Source organism: Parabacteroides sp. AF17-3 (assembly GCF_003635445.1).
GTDB lineage: Bacteria > Bacteroidota > Bacteroidia > Bacteroidales > Tannerellaceae > Parabacteroides > Parabacteroides goldsteinii.
The window spans coordinates 62,951-77,467 of the sequence record NZ_QTMM01000016.1; the positions used below are offsets into that span (position 1 = coordinate 62,951).

Annotated in this window: 12 protein-coding genes; 7 read left to right on the top strand and 5 right to left on the bottom strand. The window is 47.4% G+C overall.

From position 1 onward, the window contains the following. The first annotated feature begins 182 nt into the window (after window positions 1-182). The 3 genes from DWW91_RS20255 to DWW91_RS27895 are packed head-to-tail and all read left to right on the top strand — an operon-like array spanning window position 183 to window position 1,093. Window positions 183-479 (top strand): hypothetical protein, encoded by a 297-nt coding sequence (locus DWW91_RS20255; RefSeq protein WP_122328765.1) that lies wholly within the window; start codon window positions 183-185, stop codon window positions 477-479. 21 nt (window positions 480-500) lie between these two features. Next, the gene (locus tag DWW91_RS28430) at window positions 501-743 is read left to right on the top strand and encodes a Lin1244/Lin1753 domain-containing protein (RefSeq protein WP_122328766.1); all 243 of its coding nucleotides are present in this window, start codon (window positions 501-503) and stop codon (window positions 741-743) included. Then, window positions 629-1,093, top strand: a complete 465-nt coding sequence (locus DWW91_RS27895; protein ID WP_199722614.1) for a hypothetical protein — start codon at window positions 629-631, stop codon at window positions 1,091-1,093. Before DWW91_RS28430 ends, DWW91_RS27895 begins: the two co-directional genes overlap by 115 nt. Here DWW91_RS27895 and DWW91_RS20265 read toward each other — a convergent pair. Next, window positions 977-2,572: a hypothetical protein gene (locus tag DWW91_RS20265; protein ID WP_122328767.1), complete on the bottom strand. Its 1,596-nt coding sequence runs from the start codon at window positions 2,570-2,572 to the stop codon at window positions 977-979. The two genes, DWW91_RS27895 and DWW91_RS20265, sit on opposite strands and share 117 nt — an antisense overlap. Window positions 2,573-2,694: 122 nt before the next feature. Between DWW91_RS20265 and DWW91_RS20270 the strand changes: the two genes are divergently transcribed. Further along, on the top strand, window positions 2,695-3,480 hold the full coding sequence (locus DWW91_RS20270) for an inositol monophosphatase family protein (protein WP_010800730.1): 786 nt from the start codon (window positions 2,695-2,697) through the stop codon (window positions 3,478-3,480). 1 nt (window position 3,481) lies between these two features. Here DWW91_RS20270 and DWW91_RS20275 read toward each other — a convergent pair whose 3' ends face one another. The 4 genes from DWW91_RS20275 to DWW91_RS20290 all read right to left on the bottom strand — a co-directional run bounded on the left by DWW91_RS20275 (window position 3,482) and on the right by DWW91_RS20290 (window position 6,269). Continuing rightward, window positions 3,482-4,432, bottom strand: coding sequence for a calcium/sodium antiporter (locus tag DWW91_RS20275; protein ID WP_122328768.1), 951 nt, complete (start codon window positions 4,430-4,432; stop codon window positions 3,482-3,484). Next, complete coding sequence (locus DWW91_RS20280; RefSeq protein WP_009859820.1) at window positions 4,432-4,827, bottom strand: DUF3127 domain-containing protein; 396 nt, start codon at window positions 4,825-4,827, stop codon at window positions 4,432-4,434. Before DWW91_RS20280 ends, DWW91_RS20275 begins: the two co-directional genes overlap by 1 nt. A gap of 66 nt (window positions 4,828-4,893) precedes the next feature. Next, window positions 4,894-5,271 (bottom strand): MerR family transcriptional regulator, encoded by a 378-nt coding sequence (locus DWW91_RS20285; protein ID WP_009859819.1) that lies wholly within the window; start codon window positions 5,269-5,271, stop codon window positions 4,894-4,896. Window positions 5,272-5,285: 14 nt separating this feature from the next. After that, complete coding sequence (locus DWW91_RS20290) at window positions 5,286-6,269, bottom strand: M23 family metallopeptidase (RefSeq protein ID WP_010800728.1); 984 nt, start codon at window positions 6,267-6,269, stop codon at window positions 5,286-5,288. A gap of 96 nt (window positions 6,270-6,365) precedes the next feature. Here DWW91_RS20290 and alaS point away from each other — a divergent pair, with 96 nt between their 5' ends. From alaS to DWW91_RS20305, 3 genes are all read left to right on the top strand, one after another. After that, the gene (alaS, locus tag DWW91_RS20295) at window positions 6,366-8,993 is read left to right on the top strand and encodes an alanine--tRNA ligase (protein WP_122328769.1); all 2,628 of its coding nucleotides are present in this window, start codon (window positions 6,366-6,368) and stop codon (window positions 8,991-8,993) included. 293 nt (window positions 8,994-9,286) lie between these two features. After that, window positions 9,287-12,934: a sugar-binding domain-containing protein gene (locus DWW91_RS20300; RefSeq protein ID WP_122328770.1), complete on the top strand. Its 3,648-nt coding sequence runs from the start codon at window positions 9,287-9,289 to the stop codon at window positions 12,932-12,934. 306 nt (window positions 12,935-13,240) lie between these two features. Next, window positions 13,241-14,116 (top strand): Rpn family recombination-promoting nuclease/putative transposase, encoded by an 876-nt coding sequence (locus DWW91_RS20305; protein WP_122328771.1) that lies wholly within the window; start codon window positions 13,241-13,243, stop codon window positions 14,114-14,116. Window positions 14,117-14,517: the final 401 nt, after the last annotated feature.

Sequence of the window (14,517 nt, forward strand, 5' to 3'; positions counted from 1 at the left end):
GGAAAATATTTAGATAAATCTGAAAGCCAGTCTCGAATTTTACATTATCTTCCCTTCCCTGTTTCACCCCATCCGAGTCCGTTTTCAATTTCTCCCGGATTAAATTTGATTTTCTTCCGAAAGAAATTATTTTTTCTCCCGGAAGGGCGTTTTCCTATAAAAAAACAACAGCTTTCGCCAGAATGGGGAAATTTACAATAAGTATTTTGGCGATGGCCTATTTTTCGCCGCTTAGCGCGTTGATCCTGAAACATACGGGCGAGGAGGTGGTGGCGGAATACTGTTTCCATTCCGGGCGGGACTGGCGGTTCGACTTCGCCATCCCTTCCCGCCGCGTAGCTGTCGAGGTGGAGGGCGGCGCCTTCAACGGTGGCCGCCATATCCGCCCCGAAGGCTATCTGCGTGATACGCGTGCTGCCGGGAGAACTGCTGATGCTGAAAACGTTACGGCTGGTTATCCGTGCGATACAAAATCATAATTGAAAAAGTTTATAACAATCATGGCTAGACCTATCAAAAAAGGACTGGATTATTTTCCGGTCGATACCGATATATTTGAAAATATACAAGTACGTAAACTGAAAAGCCGCTACAAGTCGCTCGGTTTTCTGGTTTATTTCACCATCTTGTGCGACATTTACAAAAAGAGGGGTATTTCCTGCAATTGTCGGATGATTATATGTATGACCTTGCTGATCGTTTGGGAGATACGGAAGAAAAGATTCAGGAAAGATACATTTTAGTTGTAAAACGATGCAAAAATCCCATTTCCGAAGAGTTTAATTGCATTAACATCGTGGAAAATGCTGTTAATGTATCAGAAACGGGGGTTTCTGTTACAGAAATGCGACAAAGAAAAGAAAAGGAAAGTAAAGAAAATATACAACAACAGCAACAACACGCGCGCGAGGAGCCGAAAGAAGAACCGCAGAATTTGGATGAAGCGCGTGAGCGATGGAAAGATGCTTTGCGAGAATTATCGGCCTTCTATCTGCCGGATAACGGAATAAGCATCTTCTATCAATGTAGCCGGATAATCATTTATTTCCAGAATGCGGATGGCGTTCCGCTGGTAGAGGTTGCCTGCCTTTAATTTATAATCGAACGAGAGAATGCCGTTGGCTATCGTTTCACAGAAATGATACAGGTCGTATTCATTTTTCAGGAATGTTCCTAATTCCGCATCGTGGGTGGAGACAATTACGATGTTGTTCGAGGTGTTCAGGTATGACAGGACCGCTTTGGTTGCCGCTATCCGCTCGGTGGTGTTGGTTCCCTTAAATATTTCGTCCAGCAGGAAAAGGTTGATATGTTCGCTACAGCTGCATGATAGCATATCGCGGATCGACTCCACTTCTTTCAGATAGAAACTTTTGCCGTCGGAAAGGCTGTCGGAAAGCATCAGGGCGGCATGGATCATGACAGGCGTTTTCATCTGCATCCGCCGGGCAAAAGCTGTATGAAGCGTCTGTGCCGCTAGCATATTGACGCCCAGAGTACGGATGAAAGTAGTCTTTCCCGACATATTCGAACCGGTAAACAGGATGGAGCGGCCTTCGATCCGGATCGTATTGGCAACACAGTTCTTGAGCAGGGGATGAAACATCTCCTCCGTCTCCATCCGCACCTCGCCTTCCGGCTTTTCCGGCAGACAGTAATAAGGCAGGCTCTTCCGCAGAAAAGCGACCGACGACAGACTGTCTGCCAACCCGGCAAAACGAAACACCGTCTCTATCTGCCGGTTCTTATCTTTCAGCAGGGTGATCACTTTATGATAGGCGATCGGTTCCGCCAGAAAGAAGATTTTGACGCATTCCATGATCGCCCAAAGGATGACAGCCAGGTCGCTGTCCATCTTCGATTCCATCCGCAGGTGGCCGCTCGCCTTTCTCAGTGTTTCCAATGAAGACAGCGCCTCCGGAACCTCTTTGCCGAGTTCCGTGAAAAGCGGGTTCTTCGATAGTTTGCCCGAAATATTCAGCAAACGTATCAGTTGGGGAATGGATATCAGAAAATTCAGGTTGTTCGGTTTGTTCCCGTAATGAATAACGCCGTTCACAAGTATCGCTGCAATCAACAAAAGCAGCCACGCTCCCGCCTGATAAAAGTACAACAATAGAAGAAACAAGGCCGGCAGGAAACCACAAATACGGAACAGGATTTTCCTCCATACAGGAACAGCCGGAAATCCTATACCCATCAGCGACGCAATACTATATGCTTCATGGGTATTCAGGATTTGCAGGTCTTTGACAAGTTCTTCCTGTAAATCCGGATGCGACGACAGCTCGTTTATAAGTGCTTCATGCCGTTCTATCTCGCCCGCTTTGTCCGGGATGATCCGCATCAGGTTGTACAGATACTGCTGCCCGACGCGTGAGGCGGTGCGGTCGGAAAACATGAAAAGATCCTCGAAACCCAGATCGGAACAGGTCTGGTCGGACAATACGCCCAAAGCATTCCGGTGCGTATCGAAACGGAAGAAGGAAGAGATATCGAAAAAATTATAACTCTCGGCTTTCTCTTCTCCCTTATAGCTTGGAGTCTGTTTCCATGGTTTCCGGATATTCATAGATCGTAACTGTTTTATGTCTTGTGTCAAAAGTATATCTTTTTCGTTAATATTCAGTACTACCCGTATTATTTAGTTCCAAAATGCGTATGTTTGTCACAACAAAAAGATAAAAAGAGGATATGCTTAATTTAGAAGAACTTTGTACCCAGGTACAACAGATAGCCCGCGAAGCCGGGACTTTCCTGAAAGAAGAACGGCGTAAGTTCGACCGTACACGTGTAGAAGAGAAAAGTGCTCACAATTACGTATCGTATGTCGACAAGGAATCGGAAAAATGGCTGATCGCCCAACTCTCCGCCTTGCTTCCCGAAGCAGGCTTCATCGCCGAAGAAGGCAGCGGCAGCCTGACCGACGAAAACTATTGCTGGCTGGTGGATCCGCTGGACGGGACTTCCAACTATATTCACGATGTCGCCCCTTACTGTGTCAGTATCGCCCTGCGTAATAAAGAAGAATTGCTGATCGGTGTCGTTTACGAAGTCTGTCGCGACGAATGCTTCTACGCCTGGAAAGGCAGTAAAGCCTATCTGGATGGCAGGGAGATACACGTATCGGACGTATCCGACCTGGATAAAGCCTTTATCGACCTGGGATTTCCTTATAACTCCGATGCTTACCGCCCGGTGGCCCTCCGCCTGGTCGACCGGTTATACGGTTTCGCCGGAGGAACGCGCCTGATGGGAGCGGCGGCTGCCGAAGTCTGCTATATCGCCGCCGGACGTTTCGAAGCGCGTATCGAAGCCTGGATCGGTCCCTGGGATATAGCGGCAGGCGCCCTGATCCTGATGCAGGCCGGCGGTAAAGTGACCGACTTCAGCGGTGGCGACAACTGGCAGTCGGGAGATGAAGTGCTTGCCACCAACGGAGCGATGCACGAGACACTTATGCAGTTGGTCAGGGAGTAACTTATCCTTTGATCAGATAGATCATATAGGCAATATAGCATAGGACCATAACAATCCCTTCGAGGCGTGTTATGGTGCGCTTTCTGATAAACAGCCCGAACAGGTAAAGCAATACGCATGAACCGATCAGAACCCCGAGGTCTGCATTGGTAATACCTTTCATGTTCAGCGGACTGATGGTCGTGCTGCAACCCAATACAAAGAATATATTGAACAGGTTCGAACCGATCACATTCCCGATCGCCATCTCCGGATTTTTCTTCAAGGCGGCAACGACCGAGGTGGCGAGTTCGGGCAGGGAAGTTCCTCCGGCAACCAGCGTCAGGCCGATAATAGACTCACTGACACCCAAACCACGCGCAATCCCTGATGCTCCGTCTACGAAGAACTGCCCTCCGTAAATCAAACCGGCAAGGCCACCGGCAATGAATACCCCGGATTTCCATACGGGCATCAACTTGATTTTCGTCTCTTCCTCTCCGTTCCCGTTATGTGCAATGGCGAATGTGTAACCCAGAAAGATCGCAAAGAAACAGAGCAGCAGCATCCCGTCGCTGTTGCTGATTGTATTTTCAGCCGCTCCGTTTATCAACACGTCGTTTCCGCAGATAAATAAAACGATAGATGCCAGGATACATAACGGAATCTCTTTGCTGAGCGTCCCTTTATTCATCCCGATGGGAACAATGGCTGCCGTGCAACCTACAATCATAAGGGTATTGAAAATATTACTTCCGACAACATTCCCGATGGCCATATCCGCACTTCCTTTCAGTGCCGATACAATGCTGACGGTCAGTTCGGGGGCGGATGTACCAAAGGCTACGATCGTTAATCCGATAACAAGGGAGGAGATGTTAAAACGTTTGGCTACCGAAGCAGCCCCATCGGTCAGTGCATTTGCGCCGACCAGGATGAGGAGTAATCCGCCGATCAGGGCAACGATATCCATTAGAATGGCAGATCGTCGATCGGGTTAGCCGGACCGAAGTCGGGAGCGGCAGATGCTGTCGGGGCAGATGCCGGTGCAAAGTTTTCCGGTGTCATGGCTCCCGGTGCTGACTGGGGAGCGCCCGCCATCGGACGGTCTACCTTCCAGGCACTGATGTTGGTGAACCAACGTCCCTGATACTCGCGGCTGTCTATATCGAATGATACTGTCAATTCTTCTCCGGGTTGAATAGCTGCTTGTTCGATGCGGTCGGCACCGAAGATCTGGAAGCAGACTTTCTTAGGGTATTGGTCGTGTGTTTCTAATACGTATTCTTGTTTTTTCCACTCGTTTCCAGCTTTGCTGGTTCCGCTCTGCGCAGGCAGTACGGCGATAATTTTTCCCGTAATTTCCATGTTTATTGTTCTATTAAATTGTCGGCGAAGGTACGCTTTTCCGGCGTAACCTGCTAATTGTTTGACTTAGATTTTCTCTTCCTGAGGTAATTCGGAAGGGTCGAGTGCGTCGAAGGCAGCTTTCATAGAGAGCAGTTCTTCCTTAATCTGCTTCAGCTTATTAACGATCTCTTCCTGCCGGATGGTTGTCTCCCTGTTATCCTTTAGTTTTTGCCGGGCACCAGCCAGGGTCATTCCCCGCTCTTTTACCAGATGGAAGATCAGGCGGACGGCGTCGATGTCTTCCTGCTTATAGAAACGGGTTCCTTTAGGCGTCTTGCGCGGACGGATGATATCGAATTCTTTCTCCCAGAAACGCAGTGTCGATTCGTTCACGTCGAACATCTGCGCTACCTCGCTGATGGAGAAATATAACTTCAGATTTTTATCTTTATTTAATGCCATTGTATTAAAGATGTTTAATCCATTACCTGGCCATGGTTTTCTGCAATCTGAATCATACGGTCGTATTCTTCCGGTGTCAGGTCCATATAGTAATATCTGGACGGATTATCATGTTTACCACGAACTATCACTTCATAATGCAGGTGCGGGCCGGTCGATTTACCGGTGTTACCTACTTCGCCAATCACTTCGCCGCGTGTCACTTTCTGTCCGACGCGTTTTCTGTATTTGCTCATATGACCGTATAATGTCTGGAATCCATAGCCGTGATCGATCATCAGGCAGTTCCCGTAACCCTGTTTCCAGGCGGCAAAAGTGACGACTCCATCGCCGGTTGCATAGATTTCCGTTCCTACTTTGGCGGAGAAGTCCATGCCGGAGTGGAAACGCGGAGTTCGGTAGATCGGGTCGATACGTACACCGTAGCCGGATGCCGTGCGACGTAGGTCCTTGTTGGAGATTGGCTGGATGGCAGGGATGCAGCGGCTGCGTTCCTCCTGGTTTTTACCCAGTTTAATCAACTCTTCCAATGAGTTGGATTGTATATAAAGTTGTTTGCTGAGCATGTCCATCTTCTGGGTGGTAGAGACAACCAGTTCCGGATTGGACAGGTTCAGCAGATGTTCGTAGCGGTTGGTTCCCCCGAAACCTGATTTACGCACCGATTCGGGAATGGATTCGGCCTGAAAGATGGCGCGGTACAGGTTCTCATCCCTTTGCTGTATATCATCCAACACTTCCAGCGCATTGGTGAGACGTAATGAAAGTACTTCATACTGAGTCTGCAACAGCTTGTTTTCCTTTTTCATCAAAGACTCTACCGGCGAATCGATCGTGTACATCATAATAAAGAATACACCGATACCGATTGCCGCACCGATGCTCAAATGACGGAGCACAATGAAAAAACGGTCTCTGGCGGAGGGGTAAACACGGTCGTAACTGAGCGTATTCGGGTTATATAAGTAATATGTTTTTCTTGTTTTAAACAGTTTCATTGAATATTTTATTGCTTGGATACGTGCAAAAATAATAATTTGCAGTACTTTTGCAAATTGTTTTTCAGAATATTAACGAGAACTATATAATAGATTATGTTGACAGCAAAAGAAATTCGTGAATCGTTTAAAGAGTTCTTCGCTTCCAAGCAGCACCAGATTGTACCGTCTGCTCCTATGGTCGTGAAGGGGGACCCGACATTGATGTTCACCAATGCGGGCATGAACCAGTTTAAGGATATAATCCTGGGAAATGTACCCATTAAATATTCACGTGTCGCGGACTCGCAGAAATGTCTTCGTGTAAGCGGTAAACATAACGACCTGGAAGAGGTAGGACACGATACCTATCACCACACGATGTTCGAAATGTTGGGAAACTGGTCGTTCGGTGATTATTTCAAGAAAGAAGCCATCGGATGGGCATGGGAATATCTGGTGGATGTCCTGAAGCTGGACCCGAAACGTTTGTATGCAACCGTATTCGAAGGAAGCCCTGCCGAAGGTTTGTCGCGCGACGACGAAGCTGCCGGTTACTGGGAACAGTTCCTGCCGAAAGATCATATTATCAATGGTAACAAGCATGATAACTTCTGGGAAATGGGTGATACCGGTCCTTGCGGTCCCTGTTCGGAAATTCATATAGACCTTCGCTCTGACGAAGAACGTGCCGTTTCTAGCGGTGCAGAGATGGTAAACAAAGACCATCCGCAGGTAATCGAGATTTGGAACCTGGTGTTTATGCAGTTCAACCGTAAAGCCGACGGTTCGTTGGAACCGCTGCCTGCGAAGGTGATCGATACGGGTATGGGATTCGAACGCCTGTGTATGTCATTGCAGGGTAAGACTTCCAACTACGATACCGATGTATTCCAGCCGATCATTCAGGTGATTGCCGAAAAGACCGGAACAAAATACGGAGACAACAGACAACAGGATGTGGCTATGCGCGTTATTGCCGACCATATCCGTACAATCGCGTTCTCTATCACAGACGGACAGTTGCCGTCGAATGCAAAGGCCGGTTACGTGATCCGCCGTATCCTTCGCCGTGCCGTTCGTTACGGTTATACGTTCCTCGGACGCCGCGAAGCTTTTATGTATAGCTTGTTGCCTGTCCTGATCGAGACGATGGGCGATGCCTATCCCGAACTGGTTGCCCAGAAGACGCTGATCGAAAAGGTAATCAAGGAAGAAGAAGAATCGTTTCTGCGCACGTTGGAAACAGGTATTCGTCTGCTGGATAAGAAGATTGAAGAAACAAAGGCTGCCGGAAAAACCGTTATCAGCGGTGTGGATGCCTTTACATTATATGATACATACGGTTTCCCGTTGGACCTGACTGAACTGATCCTGCGTGAAAACGGCATGGAAGTGAATATCGACGAGTTCAATGCGGAAATGCAGAAACAGAAAGAACGTGCCCGTAATGCGGCTGCTATCGAAACCGGTGACTGGGTGGTCCTGAAAGAAGGCGAATCTAAATTCGTTGGTTACGACCTGTTTGAATGTGAAGCCGAAATCCTGCGTTACCGTAAAATCAAGCAGAAGAATAAAGAGTTGTTCCAGATCGTTCTCGACCAGACTCCGTTCTATGCAGAGATGGGTGGACAGGTAGGTGATACCGGATGGCTGATTGCCGACGATGAAAAGCTGGATGTTGTAGATACGAAGCGTGAAAACAACCTGCCGGTACATTTCGTTACGCGTTTGCCGAAAGATGTAACCGTTACTTTCACGGCGAAGATCAACGAGAAGAAACGTATCCAGTGCGAATGTAACCACTCGGCAACTCACTTGCTGCATGAGGCATTGCGCGAAGTATTGGGCACACATGTCGAACAGAAAGGTTCGTATGTTTCTCCCGAAGCGCTTCGTTTCGACTTCTCTCATTTCCAGAAAGTGACCGACGAAGAAATCCGCCAGGTAGAAAAGCTGGTAAGCGAAAAGATTCGTGCCAACTATCCGTTGGAAGAGCATCGCAATATGCCGATAGCCCAGGCGCAGGCTTTGGGTGCTATGGCATTGTTCGGTGAGAAGTATGGTGAGGAAGTACGTGTCGTTAAATACGGTTCTTCTATCGAGCTGTGCGGTGGTACGCATATCCCGGCAACCGGTATGATCGGTTCGCTGCGTGTGATTGCCGAAAGTTCTATCGCAGCCGGTGTACGCCGTATCGAAGCCGTGACGGCCGAAGGGGCAGAAAACTATACTTTCATGTTGCAGGATTCCATGCGTGAGTTGCGTGCTTTATTTAATAATGTACCGAACCTGGCGCAGACGATCCGTAAGTCTATCGAAGAAAATGCCGAGCTGAAGAAACAGGTTAGCGACTATGTAAAGGAAAAGGTCGCTATGTTGAAGAAAGAACTGATCGCCAAGGCTGTTGAACGCCGCGGAGTGAAGGTGGTTGTTTTCCGCGGTGAAGCGAATGTAGATGCCATTAAAGACCTGGCCTTCCAGATCAAGGGTGAAAGCAATAGCGATGAGAAAGTATTCTTTGTGGCCGGTATCAAGGATGGTGCAAAATGTGCTTTGATGGTGATGCTGAGCGAATCGCTTGTTGCCGAAGGACTGAATGCAGGAAAACTGGTAAAAGATGCAGCCAAACTGATTCAGGGTGGCGGTGGCGGACAGGCCCACTTTGCAACTGCCGGCGGTAAGAACTCCGACGGTTTAGCCCAGGCCGTAGAACAGATTCTTGAAACGGCTGATTTGAAGTAAAAGAACATCGCATATATATAGCGACGGAAGTAACTCTTCCCCTCTTGAGAGGGGGCAGGGGTGTGTTAAAGCAAGTCTTATGGCGGAATTATAACACACCCCTTATCCCCTCTCAAGAGGGGAAAGAGATACTTTCGTCGCTATAAGTTTGTTTCTCCGCCTGTTGTTCCCTTGTTAAATACCGATTATATACCTTTTTTATATCTAACCTTTTCCTATTTGCATAAAAAATCACTGTTTTTTAATGTATATTTGCCTATGCAAAAAATACAAATCAAATAGACTTTCATCGTATGAAAATGTGTAAACAGCAAAAAGTCTCCCATATCCTTACGCTCTGTGGAGCAGCAGCGACTTCGTTGTTGCTTTGGGGTTGTAGTGGTGCAGGGGCGACAACCGAATCGTTCGAACGTTCGGACTACTATACGCGTGGTATAGGGCAATACCCCGGTAACCCGAAGGAGGATTTCTCTCCTGAGTTGGCTCCGGATAAGTCAAATTATCGCAATATAGCCCTTCTGCGTTCGGCTTTCAACTCCTCCAGTCATGACTATAACCTGACGGCGCAGTTAGTGACAGACGGTATTGTGACCGACCAGCAACCGCAGTATTTAATACTATCGACTCCGGCGGGCGAAGCTCCCCGACGTGAACGCGAATGGATGATCGACGAAGGCCCGTATTCCCGGAATACATTTGAAGGGGCGGATACCTGGTTCCAGTTCTCGTTGAACAATTATGACCGAACGGCTGAAGAATTGAGGCTGACGGGTACACTTATCTATGATGACAAAGTAGCGACTGAAGGCTACGAAATTCTCTGTCAAATATCTCGAGACGGTGAAAAATGGGTAGAGATGGGGCGATTGGCAGGCAAAGGATTGCCGGGCGAAGCGGTGCGCAGCCGTGTGAAGGTGACCGACCCGAATAAACAGACGGAACAGATTTCCATGCCGGTGCGTCGGTTGAATGAAACGATCCGCTTCGGCAAAGAAGGGCTGACGTTAGGGAAACGTGTCGACTTTTCCTATTTCCGGGTGGTGTTAAAGATGCCGGGGGCTCATAGCTGGGTGTTTACGGCTGCTGATTTCTATAAAGACGGACAGTTGGTGGAAATGAAACCTTCCCAATTCTTCAATAGTGCCTGGATGAGTGCCACAACGGGAGAAGAATGGTTGTATGTAGACCTGGGTAGCCGGTCAGAATTCGACAAAGTCGTTTTACGCTGGATAAACAAAGCCGTAAAAGGTAAAGTACAGGTTTCCGATAATGCAGAACAGTGGACGGATGTCGCTGAACTTCCCGGTGGGGAGGAACTGGTCGATGAAATTTCGCTGAACGGCAAAAAGAATGCGCGTTATGTGCGTATCCTGATGCAACAGCCGGCCAACGACAGTCGTTATATCCTGAGCGAACTGGAAGTGATGGGTAAAGGTGGCCTGGTTCCGCAGGCTGTGGCTGCACCTGCCGCATCGAAAGGCGAAATCTATTTGTCCGGCGGCAACTGGAAACTTCAGCGTGCATCAGAAATAACGGCTACGGGAGAAGAAATTTCGGCTCCCGGCTTCAAACCTGAAAACTGGGTTGTTGCCACTGTGCCGGGAACAGTCTTGAGCAGTTACAAGAATATTGGTGCCATTGCCGATCCTAACTATGCAGATAATCAGTTGCAGATATCCGAGTCGTTCTTCAATTCCGATTTCTGGTATCGTGACGAGTTTGAGGTGCCGGCCGACTTTAAACAGGATCGTGTGTTCCTGAATTTCGACGGTATCAACTGGAAGGCGAATGTATATGTAAACGGAAAACAGGCTGGCCGCATTGAAGGCGCCTTTATGCGTGGCAAGTTCGATGTAACGGACCTGATCGTTCCGGGTAAGAATGTGGTAGCCGTGGAGATCATCAAGAACCAGCATGTCGGTGCTATCAAAGAGAAGAATGCACAGAGCACGGACTTCAACGGCGGTATCCTGGGTGCTGATAACCCGACATTCCATGCAACGATCGGCTGGGACTGGATCCCGACGATGCGTGGCCGTAATATCGGTATCTGGAATGATGTCTTCCTGACAACGACCGGAAAAGTGACGGTGGCTGATCCGCTTGTTAAATCGGTGTTGCCGCTGCCCGATACGACCTCTGCTAAACTGACGGCGGAAGTGATCGTGAAGAACCATGATGCAAATGCGGTAAAAGGTATGCTGGAAGGCAAGATCGGTGATATCACATTCCAACAGCCGGTGGAACTGGCTGCGGGCGAAGAGAAAGCTGTTGTCTTCGATGCAAAGGATTTCGCTCAGTTGAATGTTCAGAATCCGCGTCTCTGGTGGCCTAAAGGTTATGGAGAGCCTAACTTGTATGATGCCAGCTTTACATTTAAAATAGATGATAAGGTATCGGATGCCAAAGACTTTAAAGTCGGTATCCGCCAGATGACCTTCAATGAGGATAATCAGATTTTGAGTCTCTTTATCAACGGCCGTCGTTTTGTTGGCCGGGGCGGTAACTGGGGATTCAGTGAGTCTAACCTGAATTACCGTGCACGTGAATATGATATCGCGGTGGCTTACCATGCCGATATGAACTTCACGATCATGCGTAACTGGGTGGGTATGATTGGTGATGAAGAACTGTATGAAGCCTGCGACCGCCACGGTATCGTGGTTTGGCAAGACTTCTGGCTGGCGAATCCGGCTGACGGTCCTGATCCTTACTATCCCGAAATGTTTATTGCCAATGCGGAAGATTATGTGAAGCGCATCCGTAACCATGCTTCCATCGGTATCTATTGCGGTCGTAACGAAGGTTTCCCTCCCGAACAGATCGACAAGGCGTTGCGCCGGATCATCAAAGAGGATCATTCGGATATACATTATATATCCAGTTCGGCTGATGATGTAGTAAGCGGTCACGGTCCGTACCGTATGCTTCCTGCAAAGGAATACTTCACATTGAAGACCGGTAACGACAAGTTCCATAGCGAACGCGGTATGCCGAACGTGCTGACCTACGAAAGTATGCTCCGTACCTTCTCTCCGGAAGGTATCTGGCCGCAGGATAACCAGTGGGGTATGCACGACTATACCCGCGAAGGTGCACAGGGTGCTACTTCTTTCAACGAGATTATTGCGAAAGGATACGGCGAACCCCGTAGCGCCAAAGAGTTTGCCGAACTGGCGCAGTGGGTGAACTATGACGGTCACCGCAGCTTGTTTGAATCCCGCAGCCAGAACCGTAAAGGTTTGCTGATGTGGATGAGTCATTCCTGCTGGCCTTCTATGGTATGGCAGACCTATGATTATTACTTCGAACCGACAGCCGCCTATTTTGCTATCAAGAAGGCTTCCGAACCGTTGCATATCCAATGGAACCCGGTAACCGATGAGGTAGAAGTCGTAAACTACAGTGGTGGCAACCGTAAGGGCTTGACAGCTAAAGCGCAGGTGCTGAATATGGATGCTTCCGTAGCCTGGGAGAAAGAAGTCGCAACCGATAGCAATGAAGATACGACCAACAAATGTATCCAGCTGGAATTCCCGGATAACCTGTCGAAGGTTCACTTTATCAAGATGGTCTTGACTGAAAACGGAAAGGTTATTTCCGAGAACTTCTATCATAAAAGTAAGGAAGAAAACAACTACCAGGATCTGCGTAATCTCCCGAAAGTAGCATTGAAGTCCGATGTCACGACCAACAAGGGAACTGATGGAAACTGGAACGGTACAGTCGTTATCGAGAATACTACTTCGACACCGGCATTAATGATTCGTGTAAATGTTGTGGGCGACAAGGATGGCGAGCAGTTCCTTCCGATGTTCTATTCCGACAACTACTTCGCTCTGCTTCCGGGTGAAAAGAAAGAAATCAGCTTCCGTTGGAAAGACGAAGACACCAGAGGCAATGCACCGAAAGTGGTTGTGTCAGGATATAATGTAGAATGATACTGATAGATTTTAGATAAAAACCGTTCACCATCTGCTGCGTGTAGGACAACTGTCTGTTTTCTGGTTGTTTGACGGTGAATAGCGGGGGTGAAAGGTTTGTGGAAAAGGTGAATGGCTGCTAACAACCATTCACCTTTTCTGCTAAGAATTGAATCGCCTTTTCTTTGAAGGGAAAGAGGAGGGTTTACTTATTTCTGACTGTGAATCAAAAAAAGTATTCTCCACTGTTGGAATAAATAAAATATTGCCTACATTTGTCCCGTTACCTGCTATCGGGTAATAAACAACTAAAACTATTGACTTATGGAAAAGTATGTGAACATCATGCTCGACAAGGCTTTTAAGACCGTATTTGGTGAAAAGCAGGTAGCAATCGACTTTATCAACGCCACGCTCGAGGGCGAACGCCGGGTAAAAGACCTGACCTATCTCGATAAAGAAATCCAACCGGAAGTAATAGAACAGCGTACGGTGATCTTCGATCTCCTTTGTGAAGATGCGGACGGGAGTAAATTTGTGCTTGAAATGCAGAATTGTCCCCAACATTATTTCTTTAACCGTGGATTTTATTATATTTGTCGACTAGTCTCTCGTCAGGGAGAGAGCGGAGCTGACTGGAAGTATAGCTTGCTTCCGGTATATGGCATCTACCTGTTGAACTTTAGTCTGCCTGAATTTCAGAGTTGGCGCACCGATGTGGTGCTGGCCAATGAGGCGACAGGTAAAACTTTTGGCGAGGTCAAACTGAAACAGATTTATCTGTCGTTCGATCTGTTCAATCTAAGAGAAGAGGAATGCAAAACGCCTCTGGAGAATATGGTTTATATATTGAAGAATATGAATTTATTTGATATGTCTCCGTTTAAGGAGAAAAATGATGCTTTCAAACGCCTGCTCGATGTAGCAAACCTGAATGCAATGACTTCTCACGAACGGGCAGTTTACGATGAGAACCTGAAGATTTACCGTGACTGGCGTAATACCCTGGAATATGCAGTAGAGGAGGCAGAGGTGAAAGGCATGAAAAAAGGCAAGCTTGAAGGGGTGGCCGAAGGAAAAGCTGAAGGAAAAGCCGAAGGACAACGTCAAATTGCTGCCAATTTTAAAAATCAGGGAGTTAATATTGAGATAATTGCCCAGTGTACCGGCTTGTCTGTTGAAGAGATAAACGGATTGTAATCTATTCACACGATATTGAATCAGCAAAGTCCCGAATCATCGGAGTACTTTGCTGATTTTTTCTTGTATACCGGATATTAATAGTATACCTATTGGAAACTAACTGTCAATCTCTTTTCTATTAGTCTGAAACATATTACCTATAAATATAAAGATGCCTGTCAGTAAGCTTGTCGACGGAGGTCGTTAAGCTTACTGACCATTATCGAAAAGCTTATCGACCTGGGTGAATAAGGCAGTTGATTGTTTCTTTTGTCTTAATAGGTTATTGATTTTAGAGTAGTTTATTATTGGAGAAGTGTTAGTAGGCAAAGGTGAACGGTTGCAGGTAACCATTCACCTTTTTTTGCAAACCATTCACCCTGATAATTGTTGTTTAATGTATTTTATTCCAGTTGTTT

Coding starts and splice junctions, on each gene's coding strand:
- DWW91_RS20305 (WP_122328771.1), top strand. CDS start 13,241: ATGGAAAAGTATGTGAACATCATGCTCGACAAGGCTTTTAAGACCGTA.
- DWW91_RS20285 (WP_009859819.1), bottom strand. CDS start 5,271: ATGGCATTAAATAAAGATAAAAATCTGAAGTTATATTTCTCCATCAGC.
- DWW91_RS28430 (WP_122328766.1), top strand. CDS start 501: ATGGCTAGACCTATCAAAAAAGGACTGGATTATTTTCCGGTCGATACC.
- alaS (WP_122328769.1), top strand. CDS start 6,366: ATGTTGACAGCAAAAGAAATTCGTGAATCGTTTAAAGAGTTCTTCGCT.
- DWW91_RS20275 (WP_122328768.1), bottom strand. CDS start 4,432: ATGGATATCGTTGCCCTGATCGGCGGATTACTCCTCATCCTGGTCGGC.
- DWW91_RS20255 (WP_122328765.1), top strand. CDS start 183: ATGGGGAAATTTACAATAAGTATTTTGGCGATGGCCTATTTTTCGCCG.
- DWW91_RS20265 (WP_122328767.1), bottom strand. CDS start 2,572: ATGAATATCCGGAAACCATGGAAACAGACTCCAAGCTATAAGGGAGAA.
- DWW91_RS20280 (WP_009859820.1), bottom strand. CDS start 4,827: ATGGAAATTACGGGAAAAATTATCGCCGTACTGCCTGCGCAGAGCGGA.
- DWW91_RS20270 (WP_010800730.1), top strand. CDS start 2,695: ATGCTTAATTTAGAAGAACTTTGTACCCAGGTACAACAGATAGCCCGC.
- DWW91_RS20290 (WP_010800728.1), bottom strand. CDS start 6,269: ATGAAACTGTTTAAAACAAGAAAAACATATTACTTATATAACCCGAAT.
- DWW91_RS20300 (WP_122328770.1), top strand. CDS start 9,287: ATGAAAATGTGTAAACAGCAAAAAGTCTCCCATATCCTTACGCTCTGT.